Origin of the sequence: Mesorhizobium sp. CA8 (assembly GCF_020164955.1) — a bacterium.
In the GTDB taxonomy this organism is placed as follows: domain Bacteria; phylum Pseudomonadota; class Alphaproteobacteria; order Rhizobiales; family Rhizobiaceae; genus Mesorhizobium.
In genome coordinates, this window is sequence record NZ_JAIUHG010000021.1 from 98,545 (window position 1) to 123,989 (window position 25,445).

At 64.5% G+C, this 25,445-nt stretch carries 22 protein-coding genes, 1 other RNA gene and 2 pseudogenes; 13 read left to right on the plus strand and 12 right to left on the minus strand.

The annotated features are described in order from the left end of the window. Positions 1 to 3 precede the first annotated feature (3 nt). From modC to modA, 3 genes are read right to left on the minus strand one after another with little or no spacing between them, the layout of a single operon-like run. On the minus strand, positions 4 to 1,116 hold the full coding sequence (modC, locus tag LB553_RS21725) for a molybdenum ABC transporter ATP-binding protein (protein WP_224516350.1): 1,113 nt from the start codon (positions 1,114 to 1,116) through the stop codon (positions 4 to 6). Continuing rightward, positions 1,113 to 1,817 carry a molybdate ABC transporter permease subunit gene (modB, locus tag LB553_RS21730; protein ID WP_224516351.1) on the minus strand — a complete coding sequence of 235 codons (705 nt, stop codon included), beginning with the start codon at positions 1,815 to 1,817 and terminating at the stop codon, positions 1,113 to 1,115. The genes modC and modB overlap by 4 nt, the downstream gene beginning before the upstream one ends. A gap of 22 nt (positions 1,818 to 1,839) precedes the next feature. Further along, positions 1,840 to 2,634 carry a molybdate ABC transporter substrate-binding protein gene (gene modA / locus LB553_RS21735; RefSeq protein WP_224516352.1) on the minus strand — a complete coding sequence of 265 codons (795 nt, stop codon included), beginning with the start codon at positions 2,632 to 2,634 and terminating at the stop codon, positions 1,840 to 1,842. Between the two features lie 161 nt (positions 2,635 to 2,795). Here modA and LB553_RS21740 point away from each other — a divergent pair, with 161 nt between their 5' ends. Further along, entirely contained in the window at positions 2,796 to 3,002 is a 207-nt protein-coding gene (locus tag LB553_RS21740; protein ID WP_224516353.1) for a TOBE domain-containing protein, read from the plus strand. A 5-nt stretch (positions 3,003 to 3,007) separates the two neighbouring features. Here LB553_RS21740 and LB553_RS21745 read toward each other — a convergent pair whose 3' ends face one another. Both LB553_RS21745 and LB553_RS21750 read right to left on the minus strand, forming a co-directional pair. Then, complete coding sequence (locus tag LB553_RS21745) at positions 3,008 to 3,802, minus strand: thymidylate synthase (protein WP_224516354.1); 795 nt, start codon at positions 3,800 to 3,802, stop codon at positions 3,008 to 3,010. A gap of 359 nt (positions 3,803 to 4,161) precedes the next feature. Further along, the gene (locus LB553_RS21750) at positions 4,162 to 4,473 is read right to left on the minus strand and encodes a DUF2853 family protein (protein WP_042644091.1); all 312 of its coding nucleotides are present in this window, start codon (positions 4,471 to 4,473) and stop codon (positions 4,162 to 4,164) included. Between the two features lie 165 nt (positions 4,474 to 4,638). Here LB553_RS21750 and ssrA point away from each other — a divergent pair. Both ssrA and LB553_RS21760 read left to right on the plus strand, forming a co-directional pair. After that, positions 4,639 to 4,999, plus strand: a transfer-messenger RNA (tmRNA) gene (ssrA, locus tag LB553_RS21755). A 99-nt stretch (positions 5,000 to 5,098) separates the two neighbouring features. Then, a pseudogene (locus LB553_RS21760) lies at positions 5,099 to 5,651 on the plus strand (AAA family ATPase). A 54-nt stretch (positions 5,652 to 5,705) separates the two neighbouring features. On the opposite strand, the gene LB553_RS21765 reads toward LB553_RS21760, so the two are convergent. Further along, the gene (locus LB553_RS21765; RefSeq protein WP_224516355.1) at positions 5,706 to 6,911 is read right to left on the minus strand and encodes a multidrug effflux MFS transporter; all 1,206 of its coding nucleotides are present in this window, start codon (positions 6,909 to 6,911) and stop codon (positions 5,706 to 5,708) included. Positions 6,912 to 7,117: 206 nt separating this feature from the next. Here LB553_RS21765 and LB553_RS21770 point away from each other — a divergent pair, with 206 nt between their 5' ends. The 4 genes from LB553_RS21770 to LB553_RS21785 all read left to right on the plus strand — a co-directional run bounded on the left by LB553_RS21770 (position 7,118) and on the right by LB553_RS21785 (position 8,890). After that, a complete protein-coding gene (locus LB553_RS21770) occupies positions 7,118 to 7,801 on the plus strand; it encodes a TetR/AcrR family transcriptional regulator (protein WP_224516356.1) in 684 nt (227 codons plus the stop codon). A 116-nt stretch (positions 7,802 to 7,917) separates the two neighbouring features. Continuing rightward, on the plus strand, positions 7,918 to 8,448 hold the full coding sequence (locus LB553_RS21775) for an SspB family protein (protein WP_224516357.1): 531 nt from the start codon (positions 7,918 to 7,920) through the stop codon (positions 8,446 to 8,448). Between the two features lie 8 nt (positions 8,449 to 8,456). After that, entirely contained in the window at positions 8,457 to 8,654 is a 198-nt protein-coding gene (locus LB553_RS21780) for a DUF4169 family protein (RefSeq protein ID WP_224516358.1), read from the plus strand. A gap of 8 nt (positions 8,655 to 8,662) precedes the next feature. Further along, entirely contained in the window at positions 8,663 to 8,890 is a 228-nt protein-coding gene (locus tag LB553_RS21785; RefSeq protein WP_095764762.1) for a ribbon-helix-helix domain-containing protein, read from the plus strand. Here the strand turns inward: LB553_RS21785 and LB553_RS21790 are convergent. Further along, complete coding sequence (locus tag LB553_RS21790; protein ID WP_224516359.1) at positions 8,887 to 10,692, minus strand: chloride channel protein; 1,806 nt, start codon at positions 10,690 to 10,692, stop codon at positions 8,887 to 8,889. The genes LB553_RS21785 and LB553_RS21790 overlap by 4 nt on opposite strands. Before the next feature lie 170 nt (positions 10,693 to 10,862). Between LB553_RS21790 and LB553_RS21795 the strand changes: the two genes are divergently transcribed. Continuing rightward, positions 10,863 to 11,291 carry a MarR family winged helix-turn-helix transcriptional regulator gene (locus LB553_RS21795; protein WP_224516360.1) on the plus strand — a complete coding sequence of 143 codons (429 nt, stop codon included), beginning with the start codon at positions 10,863 to 10,865 and terminating at the stop codon, positions 11,289 to 11,291. A gap of 36 nt (positions 11,292 to 11,327) precedes the next feature. Here the strand turns inward: LB553_RS21795 and LB553_RS21800 are convergent, their stop codons facing one another. Together LB553_RS21800 and LB553_RS21805 are read right to left on the minus strand one after the other, a co-directional pair. Beyond that, positions 11,328 to 15,272, minus strand: a complete 3,945-nt coding sequence (locus LB553_RS21800) for an AsmA family protein (protein WP_224516361.1) — start codon at positions 15,270 to 15,272, stop codon at positions 11,328 to 11,330. Between the two features lie 249 nt (positions 15,273 to 15,521). Next, positions 15,522 to 16,937 carry an FAD-binding oxidoreductase gene (locus LB553_RS21805; RefSeq protein WP_224516362.1) on the minus strand — a complete coding sequence of 472 codons (1,416 nt, stop codon included), beginning with the start codon at positions 16,935 to 16,937 and terminating at the stop codon, positions 15,522 to 15,524. 153 nt (positions 16,938 to 17,090) lie between these two features. Here LB553_RS21805 and LB553_RS21810 point away from each other — a divergent pair, with 153 nt between their 5' ends. Both LB553_RS21810 and LB553_RS21815 read left to right on the plus strand, forming a co-directional pair. After that, a complete protein-coding gene (locus LB553_RS21810) occupies positions 17,091 to 17,576 on the plus strand; it encodes a thioesterase family protein (protein ID WP_224516363.1) in 486 nt (161 codons plus the stop codon). 143 nt (positions 17,577 to 17,719) lie between these two features. Further along, positions 17,720 to 17,917 carry a hypothetical protein gene (locus LB553_RS21815; protein ID WP_224516364.1) on the plus strand — a complete coding sequence of 66 codons (198 nt, stop codon included), beginning with the start codon at positions 17,720 to 17,722 and terminating at the stop codon, positions 17,915 to 17,917. A 5-nt stretch (positions 17,918 to 17,922) separates the two neighbouring features. On the opposite strand, the pseudogene LB553_RS21820 reads toward LB553_RS21815, so the two are convergent. Then, positions 17,923 to 18,398: pseudogene (locus LB553_RS21820) on the minus strand (Lrp/AsnC family transcriptional regulator). 88 nt (positions 18,399 to 18,486) lie between these two features. Here LB553_RS21820 and LB553_RS21825 point away from each other — a divergent pair. Continuing rightward, entirely contained in the window at positions 18,487 to 19,416 is a 930-nt protein-coding gene (locus LB553_RS21825) for an EamA family transporter (RefSeq protein ID WP_224516365.1), read from the plus strand. A 61-nt stretch (positions 19,417 to 19,477) separates the two neighbouring features. On the opposite strand, the gene LB553_RS21830 is transcribed toward LB553_RS21825, so the two are convergent. Next, entirely contained in the window at positions 19,478 to 20,395 is a 918-nt protein-coding gene (locus LB553_RS21830; RefSeq protein WP_224516366.1) for a dienelactone hydrolase family protein, read from the minus strand. Positions 20,396 to 20,723: 328 nt separating this feature from the next. On the opposite strand from LB553_RS21830, the gene LB553_RS21835 reads away from it, so the two are divergent. Next, the gene (locus LB553_RS21835; protein ID WP_224516367.1) at positions 20,724 to 21,161 is read left to right on the plus strand and encodes a hypothetical protein; all 438 of its coding nucleotides are present in this window, start codon (positions 20,724 to 20,726) and stop codon (positions 21,159 to 21,161) included. Positions 21,162 to 21,180: 19 nt separating this feature from the next. On the opposite strand, the gene LB553_RS21840 is transcribed toward LB553_RS21835, so the two are convergent. Then, positions 21,181 to 23,493, minus strand: a complete 2,313-nt coding sequence (locus tag LB553_RS21840; RefSeq protein WP_224516368.1) for a glucose/quinate/shikimate family membrane-bound PQQ-dependent dehydrogenase — start codon at positions 23,491 to 23,493, stop codon at positions 21,181 to 21,183. Between LB553_RS21840 and LB553_RS21845 the strand changes: the two genes are divergently transcribed. Further along, positions 23,480 to 25,375, plus strand: coding sequence for a helix-turn-helix transcriptional regulator (locus LB553_RS21845; RefSeq protein ID WP_224516369.1), 1,896 nt, complete (start codon positions 23,480 to 23,482; stop codon positions 25,373 to 25,375). The genes LB553_RS21840 and LB553_RS21845 overlap by 14 nt on opposite strands. Positions 25,376 to 25,445 lie beyond the last annotated feature (70 nt).

The window sequence follows — 25,445 nt, forward strand, 5'->3', positions numbered from 1 at the left end:
TCGTCAACCATCCGCCTCAACCGACAGCCCTGCCCCGGTCGTCGCGCTGTCGAAGCTCACTGTCTTGATCACCGCGAAGACCTTGTGGCCGAGCGTCAGACGAAGGGTGTGTTTGGACTGTTCGGTGATACGCGCCAGCACGATCGCACCATTGCAGTCGATGGCGATTTCCACCGCCGGTTCTATGCCAGGCCGGACCGCCGCGATCGTCCCCGCCAATATGTTGAGCGCGCTGAGGCCGGTGGGCTGCTCGGTCGCGATCATGACGTCGCGGGCCCGGATGCGCAACCGCACCGTCGCTCCGACCGGCCGGGCCAGCCGCGGCACGCGGATCTCGCCGGCCTGTGAGCCGAGCACTGTCATGCCGAAAGCCTCGTCATGGCGCAGGACCTTGGTGTCGAGCACCGCTCCGCCCTCGCCGCGCTCCTCCGCCGGCAGCAGGTCGAGCCGCTGCATGATCGCCTCGGTCGGCCCCGAGGCCGCAACCTTGCCTTGCGAAAGCACCACGACGTCGCTCGCCAGCCGCGCCACCTCGGCGACGGAATGGCTGACATAGACGATCGGGATCTTCGTCTCGTCGCGCAGCCGTTCGATATAAGGCAGGATCTCGGCCTTGCGCGCCTCGTCGAGCGAGGCGAGCGGCTCGTCCATCAGAAGCAGTTTCGGGCTGGCAAGCAGCGCGCGGCCGATCGCGACACGCTGCTTTTCGCCGCCCGACAGTTTCGCCGGCCGCCGGTCGAGAAGGTGACCGATGCCGAGCAGGTCGACCACCGCATCCATCTTGGCGTAACGCTCGGACGCCGGCGTGAACCAGCGGCCGTAACGCAGATTGCCGGCGACGCTCATATGCGGGAACAGCCGCGCATCCTGGAACACCATGCCGATGCGCCTCTTGTGCATGGGCACGAAGATCCGCGCGGCGGTGTCGACCAGCACGTTGCCGTCGGCCGAGATACGCCCCTTGTCCGGGCAGATCAGGCCCGCGATCAGGTTGATCAGCGTCGACTTGCCCGAGCCCGATGGCCCGAACAGCGCCGTCAGCCGGCCGGCGCTCTCGAACCGCGCCTCCAGAGCGAATTCGCCCAGCTGATGGTGGATATCGACGGAGACCGTCATTCGATGTCCATCCGCCGGCCGACGCGGCGCGCCAGCACTTCCGAGGCGATGAGCGCGACCATCGAGATGACAATCGAGATCAGCGTCAGCCTGAGCGCGCCTTCGTCGCCGCCAGGCACCTGCGTGAAGGTGTAGATCGCCGAGGGCAGCGTCTGCGTCTCGTTGGGGATGTTGGAGACAAAGGTGATGGTGGCGCCGAATTCGCCCATCGCCTTGGCGAAGGAAAGGATCGCGCCGGTGATCAGGCCGGGCAGGATCAGCGGCAGCGTGATGGTGGCGAACACCCAGAGCGGGTTGGCGCCGAGTGTGCCGGCGGCCGCCTCGATTCTGCGGTCGACCGCCTCGATCGACAGCCGGATGGCCCGCACCATCAACGGGAAGCCCATGACCCCGCAGGCCAGTGCCGCGCCCGTCCAGCGGAAGGAAAAGACGATGCCGAAATGCTCGGCCAGGAAAGCGCCGGCCGGCCCGCGCCGGCCGAAGGCGAGCAGGAGCAGATAGCCGGTCACCACCGGCGGCAGGATCAGCGGCAGATGCACCAGCCCGTTGAGCAGCGTCTTGCCCCAGAAACGCCCCCGCGCGAGCAGGAGCGCGAGCAGGATGCCGGGCGGAAGGCTGGCGATCATCGCCACTGTCGCCACCTTGATCGACAGGCGGACCGCATTCCATTCGTCGGGAGTGAGGTCCAGCAGCCAGGTCATGTTAGCGTTTGCGCGGTCTTTCTCAGTTGCTCGGCCCGAGCACCGTAAAACCCTGCTCCTTGAAGAGCTCGGCGGCCCTGGCCGACTCGACGCATTTCAGGAAGGCCGCCGCATCCTTGTCCTTCGAATCGGCGGTCTGGACAATCGGGTAGATGATCGGCGGATGCGAATCTTCCGGGAAGGTGCCGACGACCTCGACGCCCTTTTCGGCATGCGCGTCGGTGGCATAGACGATGCCCAGCGACGCCTCGCCCGTCGACACCAGCTTAAGTGCTGCGCGCACATTCTCGGCCTGCGCGACCTTGCCCTCGACCGACGACCAGACGCCCAGCGATTCCAGCGCCGCCTTGCCGTATTTGCCGGCCGGAACGGCCTTGAAATCGCCCATGGCAAGCTTGCCGTCGCCGATCAGCTTGGCGAGGTTGAAGCCCTTCTCGATCTTGGTCTCGACCGTGGAATCCTTCGGCGCCACCAGCACGATCTGGTTGCCGAGCAGCTTCACTTCGGTGTCGGGCCTGGTCAGCTTCTTGTCGGAGAGATATCTCATCCAGTCGAGGTCGGCGGAGACAAAAATGTCGGCCGGCGCGCCGCCTTCTATCTGCTTGGCCAGCGCCGAGCTCGCGGCGTAGGAGATAGTCGCGGCTTCGCCGACTTCCGGCTCGCAGGCCGTGTTGACGGCGTCGAGCGCGTCCTTGAGGCTCGCCGCGGCAAAGACGACCACCTTGCCGTCGGCAAGGGCCACAGGCACTGCGGCCATCAGCATCGCTGTCAGACCGCCAATTGCGGCCGCCTTCAACCCGAAACCCTTGCCCGTCATGAAGTCTCTCCCTGGTTTCAAAATCCGTACCGCCCAAAGCCTTAGACCGATATATCCGTCTGAACATAACAAGGGAAGGCTTTTCACCTGTCGCGGCGTTGTGCGCCGGCGTGATCTCAGCCTACGATGAAGGCGAAGCAGCGAGACTCAGGGAGAGACGCATGAAGATCAGCGCCCGCAACGTCCTGAAGGGTAAGGTCACGCAGATCGTCAAAGGAGCCACCACCTCGCATGTCAAGATCGACATCGGTGGCGGCGCCATCGTCACCGCATCGATCACCAACGAGGCGGTCGCCGACCTCGCGCTCGAAAAAGGCAAGCAAGCCTATGCGGTGATCAAGGCCTCGGACGTCATGGTAGGCATCTGAGAGAGCTAAACGGCGATAGGCGCCTTGATATTCGCATCCGCGAAATAGTTTTCTAGGCGGAAATCCTCGAAGCGGAAGGCGAAAAGATCCTTCACCTCCGGGTTGATCCACATCGTCGGCAAGGCCTTGGGCGTGCGCCGCATCTGCTCGCGCGCCTGCTCGAAATGGTTCGAATAAAGATGCGCATCGCCCAGCGTGTGGACGAAGTCGCCGGGCTTCAGCCCGGTCACCTGCGCTACCATCATGGTGAGCAGGGCATAGGAAGCGATATTGAACGGCACGCCGAGGAAGATGTCGCCGGAGCGCTGGTAAAGCTGGCAGGAAAGCCGGCCTTCCGAAACATAGAATTGGAACAGGCAGTGGCAGGGCGGCAGCGCCATCGCCTCGACTTCGGCCGGATTCCAGGCCGAGACGATCAGCCGGCGCGAGTTAGGATTCCGGCGTATCTCCCTCAGAAGATTCGCGATCTGGTCGATCTCGCCGCCATGCCCGTCCGGCCATGAGCGCCACTGCTTGCCATAGACCGGGCCGAGATCGCCGTTCTCGTCGGCCCATTCGTCCCAGATGGTGACGCCGTGGTCGTTGAGACATTTGATGTTGGTATCGCCGGCCAGGAACCACAGAAGCTCATGGATGATCGACTTCAGATGCAGCTTCTTGGTGGTCGTGACCGGAAAGCCGCGCGAAAGATCGAAGCGCATCTGGTAGCCGAACACCGAGCGCGTGCCGGTGCCGGTGCGGTCGCCGCGATCGACGCCGTTCTCCAGCACATGCTTCAACAGGTCGAGATATTGACGCATCGGCTCCGCCTCGATTCGGTAATAGGCAATAATAACCGATAGCCAGGTGTCCGGACACACCAAAACAGCGCCATTAGCGCTTGTGCACCACTACACTTTCCAAACGTTTTGCGCCGCCCCTCATTGCCCTGCCGGGCATTTCTCCCCGTATAATGACGGGGAGAAAGGGCTCGTTGCGGCGCTGCAGCGTTTCTTGCTGACGGGTTGGTGAAACCGCCTAAGACAGCCCTTCTCTCCGTCACATACGGAGAGAAGATGGCGGCAGCCAGATGAGGGCAGCGCCGACGCCCCGTGACGTAAATTCAAATCCGACGCGACAGCCTTGCCGCGCCAATCTTCGCAAACCTAAGCGCGGCCCGTCAAAGCGAGCCGAGTTTGCCGAGGTCCTTGGCAACCAGATAGTAGAAGGTCACGCGGCTCTTGGTGTTGTCGGCCTGCATCGCCTTGCAGGTCTTCTCTATCGAGGCGTTGGCCTTTGCGGCATCGGCAATGCCGAGCTTCTTGCCGATCCAGTTCTCCCGCACGCGATCAAGTTCCTTCGGGTCGGTGCAGGACACCAGCGAGGAATCGCGGTTCCTGAGCGCAATGCCCAGATGCTTGACGATCTTATCGACCGCGTCGGCGCTGGCGCCGGCATCGTATTTCTTCACATCCGCAAGATAATCGGCCATCGAACTTCCCCTCGTCGGCGCCACGGATCCGGTCGGTGAGGCTTGTGGCGCGCCGCGCAACCGTGCGCTAGGTCAGAGACTCCTCACCGCGAGCGAGATTTGATTGAGTAGGCGCGCAAGTCAACCCTTGGCTGTGCATTGGCGTAACCGGATAAGCGCCGGTTTGCCCTTTCTTTTTGCGTTGTCGCTCCCTATATTCGCTTCGTCGGCTTGACCGACTATGGCGATAAACAGGCGATGAAATAAGCCGTTCGGACCCGGGGGCGGTACCCGGCGCCTCCACCAAAAACCGCTCTGGCTGACGGAGCGGCTTTTGCTGGGGGCGAAATAGGATCGACGAAGGTGTAAAGATCGTACTTTCGCCCGGCATTGTACCACCGTTATCGGGCTAAACTTATAGTTGCCAACGACAACTATGCGGAAGCTCGTCTCGCTGCTTAATGCGGCGCGAACGCTTCAAATCAAGCCCTAGGGGTTCGCACTTCTAGGCGGGGTTCGGAGGTACCTGGCAACAGAAACCTCCACTTTCCCTCCTTTGCTTCTCCCCAATCAACCGAACGGCCAAGGCTCGTCCGGCACTTGATCCGCTGCGACAGCCCTGCCGCCCGTCAACCATGGACAAGCGATGCAAGACGATTCCGACCGATTCTTCGTGCTGACCGGCGGCCCCCGGCTCGGGCAAGACCACGCTGATCGAGGCGCTGCGAACCGAGGGCTTTGCGACCGCGCCCGAAGCCGGGCGCGGCATCATCCGCGACCAGATGGCCATCGGCGGCCGTGCCCTTCCCTGGCGGGACCGCGCGATCTTTGCCGAGCTGATGCTGTGCTGGGAGTTGCGCTCCTGGCACGCCGCGCATAGCGAAACCGGCCCGGTCTTCTTCGACCGCGGCGCGCCCGACACGATCGGCTATCTCAGGCTTTGCGGCCTGCCGGTGCCGAACCACCTCACGAGCGCGGCGCGAAAATGCCGCTACGCGCGCCGCGTCTTCGTCGCGCCGCCATGGCCGGAGATCTTCACCCAGGACGAGGAGCGCAAACAGACGCTCGACGAGGCCGAGCGCACATTCCGCTCGGTGACCGGCGTCTATGCGGAGCTCGGTTATGAATTGGTGGCCTTGCCCCTTGCTCCGGTCGAAGAGCGACTGCGCCTCGTCATCGATCAAGCGGGTTTGCGATAGATATGAAAAAGGCCGGGGCTAAGCCCGGCCTTTCTTTGGGTTCTTTCGAAGCGCCTACTCTGCCGGCGCCTCGACCGTTTCGCGCGCGCGGCCGAGCGTCAGCTTGGCCAGCGTGAACGAGATCACGGCGCACAGCGCGATGCCCGCCACCATCGGCAGCGGCGTGCCGTCGAAGAAGATGCCGGCGACGCCCATCGCCAGCGCGCCGATGGCGAAATGCAGCGTGCCCATCAATGCCGAGGCCGTGCCGGCGATCTCGCCATGCTCTTCCATCGCCAGCACCGAGGTGGTCGGGATGACCAGGCCGAGGAAGCCGTAGCCGACGAAGAGCAACGCCGCCATCACGTCGAGCCGGTCGACGCCGGACGCCATGATCGCGAAAAGCGCCACCATGACCGTGGCATAGCCGGTGACCGCCACCCAGACGACGCGCTTCAACCCGAAGCGGTCGGCCAGCAACCCGGTCAGCTGCGACATGCCGATGAAGGCGACCGCGTTGATCGAGAAGAACACGCTGTAGACCGACGGCGACAGGCCGTAATGGTCGATCAGGATGAAGGACGAGCTCGACAGATAGACGAAAAAGCTCGCAATGCCGAAGCCCGCGATCGCCACGAGGCCGAGGAAGTTGCGGTCGCCCATCAGGTAGCGGTAGCCGGCAAGCGCCGTACCGAAGGACGAGCCGGCGCGCTCTTCGACTGGCCGCGTCTCCTTGAGCGAGGTGGCAAGCAGGATCGTTGCAAGCGCCGCAGCGCCCGTCACCGTCCAGAACACGGCGCGCCAGCCGAAGCTCTCGATGATCTGGCTGCCGGTCAGCGGCGCCAGGATCGGCGACACCGAGAACACCAGCATCAGAAGCGACATCAGCTTGGCGGCCTCGTTGCCGGTGTGCAGGTCGCGCACAATGGCGCGCGGCACCGCCATGCCGGCGCTGGCGCCGAGACCTTGCAGGAAGCGGAAGGCGATCAGCCACTCGATGCTCGGCGCCATCGCCGAGCCGACGCCGCCGACCATGAACAGCGCGAGGCCGGCGTAAAGCGGCGCCTTGCGGCCGACCATGTCGGAGATCGGGCCGACGACGATCTGCCCAAAACCCATCGACAGGAAGAAGATCAAAAGGCTCATCTGCACGGCAGCGGTGCCGGCATGCAGGTCCTCGCCGATCGACGGCAGCGCAGGCAGATACATATCGATCGCAAACGGACCGATCGCGGACAACAAGCCGAGCACGACCGCGATGCGGAGGAATTTGGGACTCATGATAAGGCTCTTTTCGGATCTGGTTGCAGCCGCAAATACCGGCGTCTGAACCCAGGACGTTCCATCCCGCGGGAAATCCTACATTCCAGAGCGAACTTATTCGCCTTCAGGGCAAACGTGTTCGTTTCCAGCGGGATTCCCCTTTTTTGTGTCCACAAATTTAGACAGGCTTGTCCAATTCGTCAATCACCGCTATATAGATTTTCATGAAGCCCGGCGTTTCTCCTGACACCTTCCCGCCACGCAGCCACGAGGCCAAGCGCGTGTCGGTGGTGGATGCAGCCGCTTCCGTATTCTGCCGCGAAGGTTATGCCGGCGCCAATATCGACCTGATCGCGGCCGAGGCCGGCGTCTCGCGGCAGACCGTCTACAATCATCACGGCGACAAGGAAAAGCTTTTCGTCGCCGTCGTGCGCGACCTGACGGAGCGCTGTAATGCCGGCATCTTCGCGACCATCGCCAGCTTCCCCGACCAACCCACGGACCTGGAAGCCGACCTGGTCGCCTTTGCCGTGCGCATGAACCGCAACTGCATCTGCAACCGCGACGGCCGTTTCCTGCGCAAGCTGATCCAGGCCGAAGGCGGGCGCTATCCGGAACTGTTTGCCGAATGGCGAGAGCAAGGCCCGGGCCGCACGTGGTCGGCGCTTGCCGCGCGCTTCGCCCGGCTTGCCTTCGCCGGACATCTGTCCATCGGCGACCCCGACGTCGCGGCGCGTCAGTTCCTGGCCCTCGTCAACGCCGAGCTGCAGATCACTTTCATGCTGGGTGGCGTCCCTACCGAGGAAGAGGTGCTGCGCTCCGCTACCAATGGCGTACGGACCTTCCTTAGCGCCTTCGCCAGGAAGAAGTCGCCAGCCGGCAAACAGGCGGCGCTCGTTCACGCCTGAGCAATCAAATCGCCGGCACCCCTCTTGGCCTCACGCCTTTGCGCCTATATGCGGTTTACGCCGCGCTCAAGCTTGATTACAGCTATGCGGAAGATTCAACGGAACCCGACCATCACATGGCCGACGACCACATCCGCTACGACATTCTGGCCCAGGAGGCTCTGCGCGGCGTCATGCGCAAGGTCCTGGCCGAGGTCGCGCGCACCGGCCTTCCGGGCAATCATCATTTCTTCATCACCTTCCTGACCGGCGCGCCGGGCGTGCGCATCTCATCAAGACTGCGCGAGCGCTATCCGGAGCAGATGACCATCGTCATCCAGTTCCAGTATTGGGATCTCAAGGTGACGGATGCCGGCTTCGAGGTCGGGCTTTCCTTCTCCGACGTGCCGGAAAAGCTCGAAATCCCCTTCTCGGCCGTGCGCGGCTTCTATGATCCGTCAGTGAATTTCGAGCTCGAATTCGACGTCAAGACGGAGGGCGCGGAAGACGAGGCCGCCGCTCCGGCGCCCGAACCGGTCCCCGTGGTTCCGGAGAAGAAGGCGGAAACGAAAAAGAAGGCCGCCGAGGCCGAAAAGAAGCCGGCGGTCGCCGAGACCGGCGGCAAGGGCGCCGACGTCGTTTCGCTCGACGCCTTCCGCAAGAAGTAGCCAGCGCCATGGGCGAGGTCGTCAATCTCCGCCAGGCCCGCAAGCAGAAAGCGCGCACCGAGAAGGAACGCCAGGCAAGCGAGAACCGGGCCCTGTACGGCCGCTCGAAGCCAGAGCGCGAGCGTGACCGGCTGACGTCGGAGAAGGCCGAGAATTTCGTGGCCGGCCATCGCCGGGAAAAACCCGACGACCCTGGCAAGCGCTGAGTTCTGCAATGGCCGCGGTCGAAAAACGTTCGGTAACGATCCGCGGTCACCGCACCAGCTTTTCCCTGGAGCAGCCCTTCTACGAAGACCTCATCGCCATCGCCGCGCAGCGTTCGCTGTCGCTCGCGGCTCTGGTCGCCGAGATCGACGAGACGCGCACGCGGGACGCCAACCTGTCATCCGCGCTGAGGCTCTATGTGCTGGCCTGGGCAAAACGCGGCGGCGCCGCGACCTAGGCCGCGCTATCGCTGACGTTTTGTTGCGCCTTGCGCTTCGCGCCGAAGCTCAGCAATGCAGTGCGGTCGCGCTCCTCCGCCTGCTTTTTCGACCTTACCCGCATCATGTCTTTCCAGCCGATATAGCCGACGAGCCGTTCATCCTCGCGCGAGACGACCGGCAGATGCGAGACATTGGCGAGCAAGAGCTTGTCGGAAAGCGCTTCCAGATATTCGTCCGGATAGGCCAGTGTGATCTTGCTGCCGGCAAGCAGCTCGCCGAGGGTCGCCTTGCGATGCTTGCCGTTACGGCGCCAGCGCAGGATCGCCGGCGGATCGATGACGCCGAGCACATGCCCCGCTTCATCGATCACCGGGAAGCTCGGATGCCGCGTGTCCGGTGCGGTCAGGAAGGTCGCCGCGCCATGCAGCGTCATCGTCGCCGGCACGCTCTCGACCTTGGTCGTCATCACTTCCTTGACCCTGGTCAGGGCGAAAGGATCGACGCGGTATTCGCGCACGAGATGGTGCCCGCGCCGCGCCACTTTCTCGGTCAGGATCGAGCGCTTCATCCACAGCACGGTGACCGCATGCGCGGTGGCGCAAGCCGCGATAAGCGGCACCAGCACATGCGTGTTGCCGGTGAGCTCGGTGGCGAAGAAGGTCGCGGTCAGCGGCGCGCGCATGGTGCCGCCCATCGTCGCCGCCATCGCCAGCAGCGGCCAGAAGCCGGGGCTTGCCTCGGGTAGGATGCCCGAGAGCACCGCTCCCATCGCGCCGCCCATGATGAGCAGTGGCGCCAGCACGCCGCCCGAGGTTCCGGAACCCAGCGCCACCGACCAGATGACGGCCTTCACCACCAGAAGCAGCAGCGCGGCGGTGGCGACCGTGCGGCCGTCGAGCATGTTGGCGATGTTGTCGTAGCCGACGCCGAGCGCGTGCGGCTCGATCAAGCCGCCGATACCGACCACCAGGCCGCCGATCATCGGCCACCACATCCAGTGTATCGGCAGCTTCAGGAAGGCGTCCTCGCAGGCATAGACCAATTGCGTCAGCAGCCCCGAAAGCAGCCCGGCGGCGATGCCGACCAGCACCCATCCGCCCAGCCCGGCGACCGATGCCTCCATGGTTCCGGAGAACGGGAAGATCGGGCCCGGCAGGTGCAGCAGGGTGCGCTCGACTTCCGCGACGATCGCGGCGACGGCGACCGGGATGAAGCTGCGCGGCGTCCATTCGAACAGGAGCAGCTCGACGGCAAGCATGATGGCGGCGATCGGCGTGCCGAACACCGTCGTCATGCCGGCCGCGGCACCCGCCACCAGCAACGTTTTGCGCTCATTGTCGCTGACCGGCAGCATCTGCGCGATCAGCGAGCCGATGGCGCCCCCGGTCATGATGATCGGGCCTTCGGCGCCGAACGGTCCGCCCGAGCCGATCGAAATCGCCGACGACAGCGGCTTCAGCACCGCGACCTTGGCATCGAGCCGCGAGCGCCCGAGCAGGATCGCCTCGATGGCCTCGGGAATGCCGTGGCCGCGGATCTTCTCGCTGCCGAAGCGCGCCATCAGTCCGATGATCAACGCGCCGATCACCGGCACGAGCACCGCGGCAAGCCCAAGCGGCGTATCCTCGAGCTTGAGGTCGGCCAGCGAGAACTGGCCGAAATAGGCGATGTTGGTGGCAAGACGGATGAGCTGCAGGAGCACGATGCCGGCGAAGAGCCCGGCGGTCGCCACCACCACGGCGATGGCCGCGATGAGCAGCACGCGCGGATCGGTCGTGAAGTCGCGAAGATGGCCGTTGCCGGCGTGAGCGGATTTCATTTTGGGAGCCTGAACTTTCTGGCGGCGCGAAGACCGTCCGGTTTCAGGCGGCCACATATCGTAACACGATATAAATCTTCAAGTGGTTTTCGATTCCTGCTCCGCGTCATTTTGGACAAGGAACGTGGCGGCCTGTTGAGCTTTTACGGGAAAGGACCATAAGTCGGAGAATGACGCCGCCGAAACCACGTCCCGCAATCAGCCAGGCCGACTACCAACGGCTGTCGCAGTTCCGCTATCTGATCCGCCGCTTTCTCGAATTCAGCCAGGTCCAGGCCAATGAGGCGGGCCTAACGCCGCGCCAGCACCAGGCGCTGCTGGCGATCAAGGGGTTTCCAGGCGGCGGACCGGTGGCGGTGGGCGATCTTGCCGAGCGGCTGCGCATCCGCCATCACAGCGCCGTGGAACTGGTGAACCGCCTTGCCGAGGCAGGCCTAGTGATACGCGATCAGGACAAGAGCGATCACCGCCGCGTCTTGCTGCAGCTCACCCCTTTGGCCGACGATCGCCTTGCCGACTTGTCGGCCACGCATCTCGACGAGCTTTCGCGCATCGAGCCGATGCTGCGGCGTCTGCTCTCGCGCCAGGAAGAGTCCTAGGCGCAGTGGCTAATTTCGCTACGTGTGACGTGAAGCTCAACCGCCGTCGAGCGACTTCAACAGATTGTCGATCGTGAACGGGTTGGCCTTTGGCTTCGCCGGCACCGGCGCCGGACCGTCATTGACGCCGGGCAGCGACCGATCGGCCTTCGGCGTTTGCTCGGCCGCCTTGCGTGCTGCTTCCAGCTTCGCCTGCTCCGCCTTCTTGCGATCGGCCTCGGCCTGCGCCTTGGCCGCCTCGTCCGCGGCCCGCTGCTCGGCCTCGGCCTTCGCCTGCGCATCGGCCTGCGCCTGGGCGTCCGCGTCGGCCTTCGCCTTGGCGTCGGCTTCCGCTTTCGCCCTCGCCTCTTCGTCGGCCCTGGCTTTTGCCTCGGCTTCCGCCTGTGCCTGCGCTTCAGCCTCGGCTTTTGCCTTGGCTTCCGCCTCTGCCTTCTGCCGCGCCTCTTCCTCTTGCCGGCGCAGCTCCTCGGCCGCCTTGTCGCGCTCCGTCTGAAGCGCCGCATAATAGCGCGCCTCGCGCCGCAGCCGCTGCTTTTCGAGCAGCGCCGCCTGCATCGCCTCGACCCGCTGCTGTTCCTTCTCCAGCGCGCGCTGTGTCAGGAATTGCGCCAGCGGACCACTGTCGAATTGGGGCGCGGTCGCCCCGAGCGGGCCGGCCAGGCTGAAATTGACGGCCGGTTCGGAACCGACCAGCGCCTCGTCACCGGGGCGGTAGGTCAACGTCCCCTTTGCCGTGACGGTGCTCGTGTTGAGATCGGCCGTCAGGTCGGCGGACAAGGTTGCTCGTGGATTGTCGAGACTGATCGGCGGCGCCCGCAACGTGCCGTTAGCGACGGTGAAGGCCACATCGGTGTCACCGGCGGCAAAGCTGCCGTCGCTTGCGATCTGCGGCGCGAACTCCGCCGTCTTGGCCGTGTCGATATCGCGTCCGATCGCGTCGGCCTTGGCGAGGATAGCGGCAAAGCCATCCGGATTGATGCCGTCCACCTTCAATCCCTTCAGCGCCGCGGTGCCGGATCCGGACAGGGCGGCAATCATGGCATCGACCGATTTGCCGCTGGTCGACAACGCCGCTGAAAGGTCGCCGCTGCCGCCGATGCCGGCGCCAGGCAGGACCGCGGAAAGATCGCTACCGGCGAGCCTCATCTGGCCGGAGAACAGGCCGGTGCCCTCCGTGTTCTTCAGATCGAACAGGCCGGTCAAATCGCCGCCGTAAAGCTTCGCCTTGAGGTCCGAGACGTGGATGCCTTCGCGATCGAGCTTCAGCGAGAAGGAAGCGTCATGCGCCGTGGCGAAGGACCCGACGGCGAGCGCCGACGTGTTGAGGTCGAGATCTGCGTTGAACGGCAAGGTCGACTTCTGGCTGAACGGCGTCGTCGGCCATCCGCCCTTGGCGGGCGCGAAGGACTGGTCGCCGAACAGCGAGACCGCCAGCGGATCGAGGTCGAGCTCGTCGAGCGCCAGCGCTCCCGCAAGATGCGGCAGCCCGTCCTTGGCGTCGATGTTGACGTCGCCGGACACCGCCGCCTTGTTGATCGAACCGGTGAGGCCGCTCAGCACCAGCAGCCCATTGGCGAAATCGGCATCGGCCGCCAGCGACGTCGATGTCCCCGTTCCCATGCCGGGCAAGCCTACCCCCGTCGTCATCAGCCACGGCTCGATATCGGCGGCACTAAGATTGACCTTGCCCTTGGCGGTGGCGCCTTGCGCCGTCTCGGCGACGGTTCCGTCGAAGCTTGCCCTGAAATCGTCGGCCGTCAGGTTGAAGCTGGTCGCGAGACCGCCGGCGACCGAGCCCTTCGCCGAGACCTCGGTGTTGGCGTGGCCGAGCATCCCGAGGGGAAGCGCCGGCAGGCCGTAAAGCGCAAGCAGCGTGGCGGCATTGTCGTTGCGGGCGTTGAAGGTGATCGATACCGGCGCCTCGGAGAGCTTGTCCGCGGTTCCCTTGCCGGAAAGCGAGGCCGAGAAGGCCGAGCCGCCGGTCTTGCCCTGGGCTGAGAGCGCCAGGCCGGTGGTGCCGTCGCCATTGTCGGCGGCGCTGGTCAAGAGATCGATGCGCGCGTCCTGGAACAGTTCGGGATAGGCCGCCGCACGGCTGGCCAGGCCTTTGAGCACGCCATTGCCGGGATAGTGCTGGGCTGCGACATCGATCAGCGGCTTGAGGTCCACCGCCACCACGGAAGCGTTGAGCTTGCCTGTCGGGCTCTGCGGAAAATCCTTGATCCGACCCGTGGCGCTGATCGAGGCGCCGGCCAGGCCGCCGATCGAAAGCCGGTCGATCTCGAGCAGGCCCTCGCGCAGCCGCAGCGCCGTATCGACACTATCGGCGCTGAACCCGCCGGCGCTGACCGGACCCGCCTTGATCTGGAAATCGAGATCGCGATCCGAAAAGCGATTGGCGCCCTTGTCGCTGATGAAGATCGAGGCGAAGGCCGCGAGCCCGTCCAGGTCCATCTCGCCGCCCGCCAGCCGCATCAGCACCGATGGCCTGGCGCCGTCCGGCTGGCTGGACTCGATGCTGCCCGCAAATTTCGCCTTGCCGAGGATGAGTTCGAGATCGCTGAGGGACTGCCGGTTCTCGCTGAGATCGACCTTGGCCTTGAAGCCTGCCGCGGGCAGCCTGCGAATGGCCTCGTCGACATCCTTCGACAGCCAGGCGGCAAAGCCGGAAGGCTGTCCGACGGCCAGCAGCAACGAGCCGGTGAAGCCGAAATGGTCTTCGACGCTCAACATGCCGTCGGCTTCAAGCGTCGTGCGACCCGGCAGCGTCGCGGCAAGCGACTTGACCGACCAGCCGCCTTCGGCCGGCTCGGCCGATAGCCGCACGTCGCGCACCGTTGTGTCGCCCGCCACCACCGCCGGCAGCCTGACCTCGACCGTGCCCGGTATCGTCGGCTTCGGCATGTGTTGCAGCGTCTGTTCCAATGCCGCGATGCGCTGGTCAAGCGTAAAGCCTGAGCCGGTGGCTCCGCCGACAGCTTCGTCGAACTGCACCTGCGCCCCGCTGGCCTCGACCGAGAAATGCGGCTTCAGGCCGAGATCGACCGAGGCTTTGCCGTCGGCGGTATAGGGGTTGTCGAGCGGCCCGGTCTCGAAGCGGAACTCGTCGACATTGAGCTTCTGGTGATCGAGCGCGAATTTGCCGTTCAGCCGGAAACCCGGATCGGGCTTGCCGGTGCTGATCTTGACCGGCTCGCCATTGTTGCCGCGTAGCTCGACCGAATTCCTGTCGACGCCGTTTTTGTCCGCGCCCGAGATCTTGAACTGGCCGGAATAGACCGCGGCGCCCTTGACGATGCCGGCATTGCCGTCGGCCTCGATGATCAGCGGATACGCATCGGGATCGGCTTTCAGCCTGAGCCGCATCTGGCCGTCCGGTTCCACCTTGCCGGTTGAAGCCGAGACGTCGGTGCGCAGGCCGTCGACGCGCAGCGTTCCGTCCATGCGCCATGGACCGGTAAGCGCCTTAGCCGAAATGGTCGAGTTGATCTCCGAGATCAGGTGGCTGCGCCCGCCGGCGGCGTGGCGGAGTTCAATCTGCCCCTCGGTTACCGACAGCTTCTCTATAGCGATCTGGCCGGGGTTGAAGGGCGTCGATGGCCGGATCGCCCAGTCGACGGTGCCGTCGCCGGCGACATTGATGATGGCTTTCGGGTGTACCAGCCGCATGTCGAAGATCAGCACTTCGCCGCGCAGGAATGGCGCGAGCTCCGCATCCATGGAAAAGGTCTCGACCGTCATCGCCGGCTTGCCTTCCGGCCCGCCCGCGACCTCGACATTCGAGAAGGTCACCGACGGAAACGGCAGCAGCCGCGCGGTGGCATCGCCCTTCACCGTCACCTTGCGGCCGAGGACGGCGCTGGCCTCACGCTCGAAATCGCCCCGGTAACCGGTCCAGTCGATGAAATACGGCACCACCAGCGCCGCGCACAGCACCAGCACGAACAGGCCACCGAAGATCACGAACAGGCGGGCGAGCATCTGTTTCCCGGGTTGAAGCCAGCCGCACTCTACCCGCATCCGCGTGTCGATAAAGAGGCAATTCAGCGCCTGGCGCCGCCAATCTCTCCGGTTGCGCGACCGATCGCGCTCGCGATATCTCTTTTGCGGATTCCCGCCCCTCCGGTCACGTCCTCCACCCCGCATACCGGCACGACCCTCTTCGCGCCGACACGGCCGATTCTGCAGAAGCTGGTCGAGGGCGTGGGAGGATAGCCGCCGGCCGGCGGATCAGCCCGCCGCCGGCAGGATCTTGCCGGGATTCATGATGTTGAGCGGATCGAGCGCCTGCTTGATCGTACGCATGACATCGACGCCATGGCCGAGTTCATGGCGCAGGAAGCCGACCTTGCCCTGGCCAATGCCGTGCTCGCCGGTGCAGGTGCCTTCCATGGCAATGGCGCGCATGTTGAGCCTGGAGACGAATTTCTCGGCAAGCGCGATCTCTTGCGGGTTGTCGACATCCATCAGCACCAGCACATGGAAATTGCCGTCGCCGGCATGGCCGACGATCGGCGCGACAAGCCCCATCTCGGTAATGTCGGCCTCCGTCTCCGTGACACATTCGGCAAGCCGCGAAATCGGCACGCAGACGTCCGTCGACAGCCCCTTGGCGCCGGGGCGCAACGTCAGTGACGACCAATAGGCGTCGTGCCGCGCCTTCCAGAGTTTTGTCCGCTCCTCCGCGACGCTGGTCCACAGGAATGGCCCGCCGCCCTGCTCCTCGGCGATCATCCCGAACGTCTCGGCCTGCTCGGCCACGCCGGCGTCGCTGCCGTGGAACTCGACAAACAGGCACGGGCTCTCCGGATAATCGAGCTTGGAATAGTTTGTCATGGCTCGCATCTGCAGCGCGTTGACCAGCTCGATGCGCGCCACCGGTATGCCCATCTGGATGGTCGCGATCACCGTGTTGCAGGCAGCCTCAAGGCTAGGAAACGGGCAGACGCCGCCGGAGATCGCTTGCGGAATGCCCTGGAGCCTCAGCGTCAGCGACGTGATGACGCCGAGCGTGCCTTCTGACCCGACCAGAAGCCGCGTCAGGTCGTAGCCGGCCGAGCTTTTCCTCGCCCGCTTGCCGGTCGTCACCGTCTCGCCGTCGGCCATGACGGCGGTCAGCGATAGCACGTTTTCGCGCATCGTGCCGTAGCGCACCGCGTTGGTGCCGGAAGCCCTGGTCGCCGCCATGCCGCCCAGCGACGCATTGGCGCCGGGATCGATCGGGAAGAACAGGCCGGTGTCGCGCAGGTGCCGGTTGAGGTCCTCGCGCGTCACGCCGGGCTCGACTGTGCAGTCGAGGTCCTGCGGGTTGACGGCGAGGATCCGGTTCATGCGCGACATGTCGATGGAAATGCCGCCGCCCGGCGCATTGGTGTGGCCCTCGAGCGAGGAGCCGACGCCGAAGGCGATCACCGGCACGCGGTGGGCGGCGCAGGCGCGCACGATCTCCTGCACGTCCGCGGTCGTTTCGACGAAAGCGACACCGTCCGGCGCCTGGGTCGGGATATAGGTGGTGGTGTGCGCGTGCTGGCCGCGTATCGCCTCGCCGGTCTGGAAGCGCTCGCCGAAGCGCTGCTTGAGGATGCCGAGCACCGCGGCGATGCCTTCCTCATTGCGTTCGACGGGGTTGAGGTCGCTCAAAGCCATGATTTCCTCCGCGAATGGACCAGCGGCCGCGCTTGTAGTGCAGCTATGAATGATGCCTAAAGCAATCCTAGGAAAAGTGCCAAGCGATTAGGCTCGGCGACTTCACTGTAGCCTTCCGTCCGCCCTGTCCAGCGACCATCGAGGAAAACCAAAATGACGATCCCCGCACCGATCATTTCCGGCCCAATGGCGATCGAGAAGGAATGGATCGACTATAACGGCCATCTCAACATGGCCTACTATAATGTGCTGTTCGACCGCTGCTCGGACCAGGCGTTCGAGCTGATGGGCATGGGGCCGAACTACGCCAAGGAGCGGCGCCTCACCATCTACACTGCCGAAGTTCATGTCTGCTACGTGCAGGAGTTGCACCTCGACCACAAGGTGAATGTCTCGTTCCAACTGATCGACCATGACGAGAAGCGTCTGCGCGCCTATCAGGAAATCCGTCATGTCGACGGCTGGCTGGCGGCGACGTCCGAATCGCTATCGCTGCATGTCGACATGGAGGGACCGAAGGTCGCTCCCTTCCCCGCCGATGTGATGGCCCAGGTCGAGGCCATGCGCGCCGCCCATGCGGCGCTGCCGATGCCGGAGCGCGCCGGTCGCTCGATCGGCATCAGGCGCAAGGGCGCTTGATCCATCCGGATGCCCGCGTTAACCTTACCAAGGTTTTAACGTGAACAAGTCGGTTGAGTCCGTTGAACGACTCACTGGCGCGTTCGAAAACCGCCGTACGGGGTTTGCGCGCGGGCTGGCGGAATGCGGTGCGAGGACAGTGCATGAAAACCGACATCAAGGTCGAAGTGGAGCGCTTGGCGGCCGATCCACGCATTACCGACTATGATTTCTGGCGATCGCTGAAGAACGTCAACAACGAGATCTTCCACATCGCCAACAACAACGAACCTATCCCGTTCGACATGATCCGCTGGCGCGCGATTCTGAAGCAGGCGCGCGTGAAGCGCGGCCACGCCTGAGCCCGTCACTTCTGCCTGAACCCGCCCAGCGGCGAGCGCGGCTCGACCGGTGACGACTGGATGATAGCGGTGTTGGTCATCGCATAGGGAATGATCCGGTCGATCACGCGCTCGAGCTCGCTCATAGACCCGACATGGGCGAGCGCGATGAAGCAGTCCTCGCCGGTCACCCGGTCACATTGCGCGATTTCCGGCAGCTCGCGGATGATGTCCGCCACCATGGAAAGCTGTCCCGGAACCGGCCTGATCCTGAGCCATGCCGACAGTTTCATGCCGAGAGCAGCCGGATTGATCCTGACCGTATAGGCCTCGATCACGCCGTTCTCCTGCAGCTTGCGATACGCTCCGCCACGCTCGGCGCCGACAGCCCGACCGCGCGCGCCAGTTCCGCCGTGCTGATGCGCGCGTCCTTTTCCAGCAGCCGCAGGAGCTTCAGATCGATCGCGTCCAGATCGACATTTTCATTTCGAAGGTTTTTCAAACCAAAGCTCTTCCATCACAAGGCTAAAGAACCGCCTAGTCATTCGTTGCGCATATGATTTGCAGATTTCGCCTGCGATAATGCTCGCATGAAAACGCAAACGCAAATTCCAACTGCAAACCGGGCCACCGGTGATACCGATGCGCGCTCCGCCCTCGCCGGCACCGCCATACTTGCAAGAACGGCCAACGCGTTGCCGCCGCATGTCTGGTTCTGCGTCAGCGCCGTGTTCCATTATCTCGGGCCGGCCTTCGCCGTGCTGCTTTTCGCTCAGGTCGGCGTGCTCGGCATGGCTTGGCTGCGCATCGCCACCGCTGCTGTCATCTTCGCCCCCCTGACCAGGCCCTGGCGCGTTTTCGCCCGCGCCGATCGCGCTCAGCGGCTCCTGTTGCTGGCCTTCGGCGCCTGCCTGGCGGTGATGAACTGCTCGTTCTATCTGGCGCTCGACCGGCTGCCGATCTCGCTGGTGGGGGCGATCGAATTCGTCGGCACGATCGCGGTCGCGCTGGTCGGCCTGCGCAGCCGGCGCAACCTTGCCGCGCTCGCCGTTGCCGTTGTCGGCACCTTGCTTCTCATCGATGTGAAATGGTCCAGCGATGCCATCGGCTTGTTCTGGGCCTTTTTGAATGGCGCCCTCTTCGTCGGCTACATCGTGATCGGTCACCGCGTCGCCCGGGCAGGCTTCGGCATTGCGGGCCTCGGCGCTGCCATGGCGGTCGCATTCCTCGTCGTATTGCCCATCGGCTTTCGCGAGGCGCTGCCCGCCTTCTCGTCGCCGCAACTGCTCGCCGCTGCGATCGGTGTCGGCGTCTGCTCCTCGGTCATCCCCTATATCTGCGACCAGCTCGCCATGGCGAGATTGCCGCGCGCGAGCTTCGCGCTGATGCTCTCGCTCCTGCCGCTCACGGCAACGCTGATCGGCGTCATCGTGCTGCGCCAGATACCCAGCGTCACCGACTGCATCGGCGTTGCGCTGGTCATCGCCGGGGTGGCCTTCCACAAACCGGCGCAGGAATGATCTGCCGACGGCTGTGGAGGCGCCGTTCGCAGGGCGGGCTCAACCTGAAAATCAACGTGCCTCAAGCCAGCTTCTCCTTCAGGAAAGCAATCGTCCGGCCCCAAGCGAGGTCGGCGGCCTTCTTGTCATAGCGCGCGGCCGAGGTGTCGTTGTTGAAGGCGTGGTTGGCGCCGTCGTAGACATAGACCTTGTATTCGACATGCGCGGCGTCGAGCGCCTTCTTGTAGGCGTCGATGCCGGCGTTGGTGCGTTGGTCCAACCCGGCGTAGTGGAGCAGCAGCGGCGCCTTGATCTTCGCGGCGTCCTCGGCCTTGGGCTGCATGCCGTAATAGGCTACGCCGGCGCTGAGGTCGGGCGCATGGACGGCAAGCTGGTTCACCGCGCCGCCGCCCCAGCAGAAGCCGACCGCGCCGACCTTGCCGTTGCCGTCCTTGAGGCCCTTGAGATAGGCGATCGTCGCCACGCCGTCGGCGGCGACTCGGGTCGCATCAAGCTTGGTGAACATGTCGCGCGCTTTGTCCTCGTCGGAAGGCGTTCCGCCAAGCGGCGACAGGAAGTCCGGCGCCAATGCGACGAACCCCTCCAGCGCCACGCGCCGGGCGACATCACGGATATGCGGGTTCAGCCCCCGGTTCTCGTGGATGACGATGACGGCGCCGAGCTTGCCCTGCTGATCGGCCGGCTTGACCAGATAGCCCTTCATTTCGCCACCTGAGCCGGGATAGGTGATGTCCTCGCCCTTAACGCGGCTGTCATCCTCGGCGACGATCGCCGCCTGGGCGGAGTTGGCCGCCAGCATCGGCGCGATCGCGGCCGCCGCGGCGCCCGAGCCCGCCAGCTTCGTCAATTGCTCCATGAAGCGGCGGCGGTCGAGCGTCAGATGCGTGTATTCGTCATAGGCATCGATCATCGCCTGAGTGACGACAGGTTGAGTGATGACAGGCTGCGTGACGACGGGCTTTGCAACGGGGCTGGTCATGATTGTCCTCGACGTCTAGTGCATGTCGCCCAAAAGTGCGCAGCGGTTTTGGGACAACGACATGCATCAAGCAACAACCTAAAGCGCGACACGTCCGACGTGGCGCGCTAGGCGGGCGACCCGCAAGATAGGGTCGAGTATCGCACGGTCCAGTCACGCGCCGTGACCTGCGGGGGAGCCCTGGTGGAGCCAGCCCGCCGTCGCACCGACAAGCCAGCTCGATTCATCACATTTTGGTCATTTCCGAAAGGCTTGATGGTGCCGTCACATCAGGGTGCGAAATTGCCTCAGCCGCCCTACCGATACGAATGACGAAAAGGGGAATGCCATGAACATCCAGGATATCATCAACGCCGTTTCCTCGAAGGCCGGCCTCGACGAGCCGACCACCGAGAAGGTTGTCGGCACCATCTTTTCCGTGCTCGAGCACGAGGCGGAAGGCACTAGCGTTTCGTCTTTCTTCGACCAGATTCCCGGCGCCGATGCGCTGGCCCAGAAATATGACGTGATGGCTGCCGGCGCGGCGACCAATTCGGGCGGCGGCCTTTTGTCGTCACTGCAGGGCGCGCTGGGCGGCGTGCTCGGGGAAAAGGCCGGCGCGCTGATCAACGGCGTTGCTGCCCTCAAGGCGTCCGGCCTCGACATGGCGCAGATCCAGAAGGCCGGCACGACACTGATCCAGCAGGCGGAAGCCGCTGCCGGCCCTGACTTGACCAATCAGGTGCTGGACCAGGTACCGAGCCTGAGGGGTCATCTCGGGCTTTGAAGCCTGACGCCGCCCTGCCTTATTTGGGCAGCGTGTAGGCCATCACATAATCACCCGGCTTGGTGCCGACCGAGCCGTGGCCGCCGGCGACGATGACGACGAACTGGCGCCCGTCGGCCACCGTATAGGTCATCGGCGTCGACTGGCCGCCCGCCGGCAGCCTCGCCTGCCAGAGCTGCCTGCCGGTGGTGAGGTCGTAAGCGCGCAGATAATCATCGACCGCGGCGCCCAGGAAAGCGACGCCGCCCGCCGTGATCATCGGTCCGCCTATGCCTGGGACGCCGACCTTGAAGGGCAAGGGCAGCGGCGTCATGTCGTAAACCGTGCCGTTACGGTGCTTGTAGGCGATGTTTCCAGTCTTGAGGTCGACGCCGGCGACATAGCCCCAGGGCGGCGCCTGGCAGGGAATGCCGAGCGGCGACAGGAACGGTCCCATCACCACTGCGTACGGCGCTCCTTCGTTGCGGTTCAGCCCCTGCTCGCTGCCCTTGGTATCGCCCGGCGGCGGCACGTCCGCGCGCGGGATGAGCTTGGAGGTGAAGGCGAGATAGGTCGGCATGCCGAACATCACCTGCCGCACCGGATCGACCGCGACGCCGCCCCAATTGAAGACGCCGAAATTGCCGGGATAGACCAGCGAGCCCTGCAGCGAGGGCGGCGTGTAGCGGCCCTCATAACGCAGCTTCTTCAATTCGATCCGGCACGCCAGCTGGTCGAACATGGTGATGCCCCACATGTCGGCACCGGTCAGCGGCTTCGGATTGAAGGACAGGTCGGAGGCCGGTTGCGTCGGCGAAGCGTGATCGCCCTGGAGCGCGCCGCCTGGTGCCGGCACTTCCTTGATCGGAATGATCGGTTCGCCCGTGCGCCGGTCGAGCACGTAGAGATCGCCTTGCTTGGTCGGCCCGACCAGCGCCGGCACCACGCCGTTCGCCGTGGTGATGTCGACGAGCGACGGCTGCGCCGGCACGTCCATGTCCCACAGATCGTGATGCACGGTCTGCCGCACCCAGTGCAATTGCCCGGTGTTGAGGTCGAGAGCGGTGATCGATGACGAGAACTTCTCGACATCGGCGCTGCGGTCCATGCCGAGCTGGTCCGGCGTCTGGTTGCCGAGCGGCACGTAGATGAGCCCGAGCTTCTCGTCGGCGCTCGCGGTAGACCACATGTTGGGCGAGTTGTGGGTGTAGGTCTGCCCGGCGGGCAGCGGCGTCGTCACATCCGGATTGCCGGAATCCCAGTTCCACAGCAGCGCGCCGGTATCGACGTCGAAGGCGCGGATGACGCCGGAGGGCTCCTCGGTCGAGTAATTGTCGTTGACCGCGCCGCCGACAATGATCTTGCCGCCGACGATCAGCGGCGCCGAGGTCGAATAATAATAGCCCGACTTCGGATAGGGCATATTGGCCATCAGGTTCAGCGTGCCGCCCTCGGCGAAGGACGGACACACCTGCCCGTTCGCGGCATCGAGCGCGATCAGCCGGGCGTCCGACGTCGGCAGGTAGATGCGCGCGGCGCAAGGCTGGCCGGCGGCGATCTTGGCGTCGGCGTAATAGGACACGCCGCGGCAGGTCTGGTGCTGGCGGTTGGGGTCGAGCTTGATCTTCGGATCGTAGCGCCACTTCTCCTTGCCGCTCGCGGCGTCGATGGCGATGGCGAAATTATGCGGCGTGCAGATGAACAGCGTGTCGCCGATCTTCAGCGGCGTCACCTGATAGGTCGTCTCGCCGATATCGTCGGGGCCCTTCACGTCGCCGGTGCGGTAGGTCCAGGCCGGCTGCAGCTTGGCGACGTTGTCAGGCGTGATCTGGTCGAGCGGCGAATAGCGCTGGCCGAAAGGCGTGCGGCCGTAGAAATGCCACTCGCCGGCCGGCATGTCGCCGCCAAGATTGGCCGCCGCTGCCACCTTTTCGGTGCCGAGCGTGCCGCCGATGTCGTAAGGATCGGCCGTCATCGAATAGCCGGCGACCGCAAGCGAGGCGAGCACGGCCAGGATCAGCAGCGCGCGTCCGTCCGGCCCCCGCAGCCCTCGCCTTGCCCATGGCGTCAAAAGCCACAAGGCGACGAGCACGATGACGCCGCCACGCGGGCCGAGTTGCCACCAGTCGAAGCCGATTTCCCACACCGCCCAGCATAGCGTGGCGAGCACGAACAGCGCGTAGAGCCAGAGCGAGGTCGACCTGCGCCTGAAAAGCAGCCAGGCGGTGATCAGGAAGACCAGGCCGGCAATCAGGTAATACCAACTGCCGCCCAGCGCGATGAGCCAGATGCCGCCGCCGCCGAGAATGAGACCGATGAGGAAGAGGACAAGGGAGGTGATGGTGGTGGCCACGAAATACTCCCGCAGTTATGCGCAGAAGAAAAATCCCCGCTACGAACCCGGAACCAGTTTGCTTCCGATTCTGTTCCAGCCGCAGCGGCAGTTTCGGTTGGCCCGTGCGCCGTGTCAATTCATGGCGCCGGTCCTCCTACTGCGCCATCGGCGTTTCGATCCCGCTGGCCGGTGCGTGAGCGGGTGCGCATGCTGGACGGTCTTTCGGAAATCTGTCGGCCGGTGCTATGTCTTGTCGATGGACAGCGTTGCCATAATGCTCCGACGCGCCCGCGACGCCTATGAGAGGCGGGCTTGGGCGGATGCGCTGGAGTTGCTGCGGGCCGCGGACGAAGTCACCGCTTTGGGAACAGACGATCTGGAGCGCATGTTCTGGTCGGCTGGAATGCTTGATCGCGATCCCGATATCCTTGCCGCAGCCGAACGCCTGGTCAAAGCGCACAGCGATGCGGGCCGTGACGACAGAGCGGCATATTGGGCCTGCTTCCATGGCTCCCGGCTTCTGGCATTGGGCGAGCATGGCCGCGCAACCGCATGGCTGCAGCGGGCGCAGCGCCTTGTGGAGAGCTTTGGTCGCGAATGCTCGACACAAGGCTATCTGGCCTTGTTGGCGGCACAGAAAGATCTCAGGGCAGGCAGTGATGAAACATCCGCTGCGCATGCAAGACAGGCACTTGCGATAGGCGAGCGCTGTCGCGATATCGACCTGGTCGCTTTCGCCCGGTGCGTTCTCGGTCGCGCCCTGGTGCGGCAGGGGCGCGTCGAGGAAGGCATCGCCTCTCTGGATGAAGCCATGTTGCCCGTCATCGGCGGCGAGCTCTCGCCGGTAATCACCGGGCTGGTCTATTGCAATCTCATCGCCGAGTGCCGCCAGGTCTATGCGCTCGATCGCTCCCGCGAATGGACGGATGCGCTGTCGGCCTGGTGCGGAGCGCAGCCGCAACTGGTTCAATTCAACGGTGCCTGCATGCTGCACCGGGCAGAGATCATGGAAATGAACGGCAATTGGCCGGAGGCGATCGCGGAATCGCGCCGTGCGGCATCTTCTCCTGTTGCCAAGGCGGCTCGCGACAACACGATCGGGGGCGCCGCCTATCAAGAAGCCGAAATCCACCGCCTGCGCGGCGAATTCGCCGCCGCCGAGGAGATGTACCGGAATGCCAGCCGGCTAGGACTCGAGCCGCAGCCGGGCATGGCCTTGCTGCGCCTGATGCAAGGTCGCACGGAGCAGGCGGCAGCCACCCTGCGCCGTGTGCTCGCCACCACCGAAGCACCGCTCAGCCGTGCCCGCCTGCTTCCGGCGATGATCGAAATTGCAATCGCCGCCGGGGCGATCGAGGAGGCCCGCAACGCCTGCCGTGAGCTGGAAGCGACCGCCAGCCGGTTCGCGACCGAGATACTGGGTGCGATCGCATCTCAGGCACGAGGCGAGATCGAGATGCACGACGGCAACGCCGCGGCTGCGCTCGGTCACTTCCGCGCGGCGCTCGCGATCTGGCAACGCGCCGGCGCTCCCTATCTGGAGGCGCGGCTGCGCGTGCTGGCCGGCCAAGCCTGCCGTATGCTCGTGGACGAGGATGGCGCGGGACTCGAATTCGATGCCGCGCGTTCGATTTTTGTGGAACTCGGCGCCGCGCCCGATCTCGATCGCCTCAACGCATTGGCCAGGCCCACCACGCCATCGGCGCACGGCCTGACGCGGCGCGAGATAGAGGTGCTAACCCATATCACCACCGGCAAGACAAACAGGACGATAGCGGTCGAACTTGGCCTCAGCGAAAAGACCGTCGACCGTCACGTTTCCAACATCTTCGACAAGCTCGCGGTCAACTCGCGCGCCGCAGCGACCGCCTACGCCTTCCAGCACGGCCTACTTGTTTGATCCCAGGCTTTGATGGGGCATCCTTATCCTCCGAATCAAAGGATGCGCTATGGGCCAGGTTCTTCATGGA

What these genes read in the sequence shown, in the direction of transcription:
- LB553_RS21790 (WP_224516359.1), bottom strand. Translation starts at nt 10,692, where the DNA reads ATGAAATCCGCTCACGCCGGCAACGGCCATCTTCGCGACTTCACGACC.
- LB553_RS21815 (WP_224516364.1), top strand. Translation starts at nt 17,720, where the DNA reads ATGAAAACCGACATCAAGGTCGAAGTGGAGCGCTTGGCGGCCGATCCA.
- LB553_RS21750 (WP_042644091.1), bottom strand. Translation starts at nt 4,473, where the DNA reads ATGGCCGATTATCTTGCGGATGTGAAGAAATACGATGCCGGCGCCAGC.
- LB553_RS21825 (WP_224516365.1), top strand. Translation starts at nt 18,487, where the DNA reads ATGAAAACGCAAACGCAAATTCCAACTGCAAACCGGGCCACCGGTGAT.
- LB553_RS21780 (WP_224516358.1), top strand. Translation starts at nt 8,457, where the DNA reads ATGGGCGAGGTCGTCAATCTCCGCCAGGCCCGCAAGCAGAAAGCGCGC.
- LB553_RS21835 (WP_224516367.1), top strand. Translation starts at nt 20,724, where the DNA reads ATGAACATCCAGGATATCATCAACGCCGTTTCCTCGAAGGCCGGCCTC.
- LB553_RS21775 (WP_224516357.1), top strand. Translation starts at nt 7,918, where the DNA reads ATGGCCGACGACCACATCCGCTACGACATTCTGGCCCAGGAGGCTCTG.
- modC (WP_224516350.1), bottom strand. Translation starts at nt 1,116, where the DNA reads ATGACGGTCTCCGTCGATATCCACCATCAGCTGGGCGAATTCGCTCTG.
- LB553_RS21740 (WP_224516353.1), top strand. Translation starts at nt 2,796, where the DNA reads ATGAAGATCAGCGCCCGCAACGTCCTGAAGGGTAAGGTCACGCAGATC.
- LB553_RS21800 (WP_224516361.1), bottom strand. Translation starts at nt 15,272, where the DNA reads ATGCTCGCCCGCCTGTTCGTGATCTTCGGTGGCCTGTTCGTGCTGGTG.
- LB553_RS21785 (WP_095764762.1), top strand. Translation starts at nt 8,663, where the DNA reads ATGGCCGCGGTCGAAAAACGTTCGGTAACGATCCGCGGTCACCGCACC.
- LB553_RS21745 (WP_224516354.1), bottom strand. Translation starts at nt 3,802, where the DNA reads ATGCGTCAATATCTCGACCTGTTGAAGCATGTGCTGGAGAACGGCGTC.
- LB553_RS21810 (WP_224516363.1), top strand. Translation starts at nt 17,091, where the DNA reads ATGACGATCCCCGCACCGATCATTTCCGGCCCAATGGCGATCGAGAAG.
- LB553_RS21830 (WP_224516366.1), bottom strand. Translation starts at nt 20,395, where the DNA reads ATGACCAGCCCCGTTGCAAAGCCCGTCGTCACGCAGCCTGTCATCACT.
- modA (WP_224516352.1), bottom strand. Translation starts at nt 2,634, where the DNA reads ATGACGGGCAAGGGTTTCGGGTTGAAGGCGGCCGCAATTGGCGGTCTG.
- LB553_RS21805 (WP_224516362.1), bottom strand. Translation starts at nt 16,937, where the DNA reads ATGGCTTTGAGCGACCTCAACCCCGTCGAACGCAATGAGGAAGGCATC.
- LB553_RS21795 (WP_224516360.1), top strand. Translation starts at nt 10,863, where the DNA reads ATGACGCCGCCGAAACCACGTCCCGCAATCAGCCAGGCCGACTACCAA.
- LB553_RS21765 (WP_224516355.1), bottom strand. Translation starts at nt 6,911, where the DNA reads ATGAGTCCCAAATTCCTCCGCATCGCGGTCGTGCTCGGCTTGTTGTCC.
- LB553_RS21770 (WP_224516356.1), top strand. Translation starts at nt 7,118, where the DNA reads ATGAAGCCCGGCGTTTCTCCTGACACCTTCCCGCCACGCAGCCACGAG.
- modB (WP_224516351.1), bottom strand. Translation starts at nt 1,817, where the DNA reads ATGACCTGGCTGCTGGACCTCACTCCCGACGAATGGAATGCGGTCCGC.
- LB553_RS21845 (WP_224516369.1), top strand. Translation starts at nt 23,480, where the DNA reads ATGGTGGTGGCCACGAAATACTCCCGCAGTTATGCGCAGAAGAAAAAT.